Raw genomic sequence first — 2,727 nt, forward strand, 5'->3', positions numbered from 1 at the left:
CCTCATCCAGTCCGTCCGGTCAGGCCCGAGAGCCGCTCCGTCCGTCCCGGTGAGGGCGTCACCGCGTCGGGAGGCGGCTTATGGCCCCAACCAAACCAAGAGTCAACGACAACAGGCAAACTTTTTGAACTTTTTGCGAAAAAGCAGAGCCGTTGCTGGAGAATCAGAGGGTTAGCGATCCCTGCACGCCGCTGGAAAGGGGCTTAGAACCGAAGATAACGCGCCTGGTCCGGCTTAGGTTCCCGCAGAGTGGGAGACTCAGCCAGGTCAAAAAGAGGATGTGGAAGCGGAAGTAATGCTGAGGGAGGGAAGCGCGGCCATAGTCCGGATAGAACAACGTTCAGCAGGGCGGCACACTTCGCGGTGACCCAAAGTACGACCAGTACAGAGCTCAGGCGCGATCTGATGCAAGCACGTCGGAAAGGGCTCTTGTGTGAAAGCCAGACCTGCATTGTTGAGGCGCCATTTACCCTGCCGCCTCGTGGCACCGAAACCCTCAGCTCCTTGGCTGGTTCGCTTGGCGAGTTCTACTGACATCTGGATCTCGTTGATAAGGCATGCCCCCCCATGATCGGATAGCCCGGAACGCGGGCAGTCTGTTGCAGCCATGCTGGGCGATTTTAGGGGGTGATAAAATCCACGCTGTCTTGGCCCGGATCCGGAGAGTCCGCTTTCCACCGCACCGAACCGAAAGGCCTCTCAAGCCGGTGCCGGACTCGATTATCGGCGCCGCCCAGATGAAACGCACTGGCTTCCTGCTGCAAGGCTCTGTCTGCCTGGGTGAAACGGCTGCGCTGACGCAGATAATCGCCCCAGGTTGCGCACTGGTACCTTTCCGTCCAGAGGGCAGCATTGCCGATATCGCGCGCAAGCGACCAGTTGAAGGCCCCTCGTCGCTGTCTTGCTCCTTGCATCCGGCGCATCACATCGTAGAAGTCCCGGGCGCGGTTCGGATCGACGATGTAGTCGATTTCGATGGTCACGGGCCCGCTGCGCATGCTGATGCCGAGCTCAACTTCAGGCACGTTTTCCAGAGGCGCAAGCTCAACATCAGCATGGACTGTTGCGCGAATGGGGAGAACAAGGCCCAGAAGCGGCGAGAGCAGGACAACTGTTGCTGACAAGAAGAAAGCAGAGTCCACACCATATACAGACGCCACCTCGCCCCAGAGCCAGGCGCCCAATGCAATGCCGCCGGTCAGGGACGCCGAAAAGAGCGACAGAGCCCGCGCAACCACCCACCGCGGCACGCTGAGTTGCACACCTACATTGAACAGGGCGATGATAAGAATGTTGACGCCGCCCGCCAAGAACATGCCGGCGCACGTAAGGGCGACGTTATGGCTCGCGCCAATCAGGGCAACAGCAACTGCGTTGCCTACCAGGCACATGGTGACGGCCAGTTCCGTTCTGAATGTCGCACGAATGTGGCTGACCAACAGCGCCCCGGCAACCGCCCCGGCGCCGCTGGCCCCAAGCAGCAAGCCAAAGACGGCCGCGTCTCCCCCCAGCAGATCCTTGGCAACAAGCGCCGCAAGCGCACTTGTTGCAGCACTTGCCAAGCCGAACAGGAAGGCCCGGACGATGGTGTTACGCACAGACGGGGAGTACATTGCATAGCGCCCGCCCGAGATGATCGCCCGGTCAATGCGCTCCGGCGGCAGCCGAGCTGGGACATGCTTCCGCTGCCACATCAGGAACGCGATGAACAGTGGCACATAGAACAGCGCATTCATCGCGAAGGCGGCCTGCACCCCGGCTGCCAGAACAATCGCACCGCCGACCGCCGGTCCGCAACTACGCGCGATATTATAACTGATCGTCCCCAGCGCGATTGCGCCAGGAATCTGCTCAGGCGGTACCTGTTCGCTGATCGATGCCTGCCACGCAGGGCTGTAAAGCGCCACGCCGGCCCCGATCAGGGAACAAAAGGCAAGCAGTACCCACGGGGTTACCGCTCCAGCCAGCGCGATGACGGTCAGTACGACCGCCGACAGCATTGAGAATGCAAGGCCCGAGAGTGCGATCTTGCGGCGATCGAACATATCCGCCACGGCACCTGCCGGTACGGAAACAAGCATAAGCGGCAGCATCAGCGCCGACTGCACCAGCGCGACCATTTCTGCCGAATCCGTGAGCCGAGTCATCTCCCACGCCGCCGCGACGCCCAAGATCAGGTGGCCAAAGTTTGAAATCAGGCTGGCCGACCAAATCCTGCGGAACGTTCCTTCGCGTAGTGGGGCAAACGTCCCTGCCGCGCCGGACCCAGCCGCTGCCATACCCTCTCTCCCCTGCCGCAAACCATAAAATCGTATAGTACCGCCGCCGGTCAGGCCACGCCTCTTTTAGAGTCCCATTAAACACCGTTGCCCGACAGACATACCAAGCGCATTGCGTTCGCAATCCGCGCTCGAGCGCAGCCGCTTGTTTTTCTAAGAGGGGCGCTGCTTGGCTATGGTCGACGCATTTTTTCAGGGCGCCCGCTAAGTTTAACGAAAAGCCCAGCAGCGCTGGGCTCAACTGCTTTGTGAGACATCGGTTGATAGCTGCAGGTCTTACCGCCGCATCATTCATGTCAGGCAAGATCGAAGCAAATGCGATGCTTAGAGCAGCCTATAGCGAAAAATTAGCAGGCGCATGGCTAGATAACGTACAGGATCTTTCGCACTTTCCGGATGGACGGCTCCTTCTAGATTTTCTGGAGGGAGCAAGACATGACCATGAGCG

Annotated in this window: 1 protein-coding gene; it reads right to left on the minus strand. The window is 59.8% G+C overall.

The features are described from left to right. Nucleotides 1–620: 620 nt before the first annotated feature. Nucleotides 621–2,279, minus strand: coding sequence for an MFS transporter (locus VIG90_RS11615; RefSeq protein WP_331593683.1), 1,659 nt, complete (start codon nt 2,277–2,279; stop codon nt 621–623). Nucleotides 2,280–2,727 lie beyond the last annotated feature (448 nt).

The organism is Pedomonas sp., from assembly GCF_036515995.1.
In the GTDB taxonomy this organism is placed as follows: domain Bacteria; phylum Pseudomonadota; class Alphaproteobacteria; order Sphingomonadales; family Sphingomonadaceae; genus Pedomonas.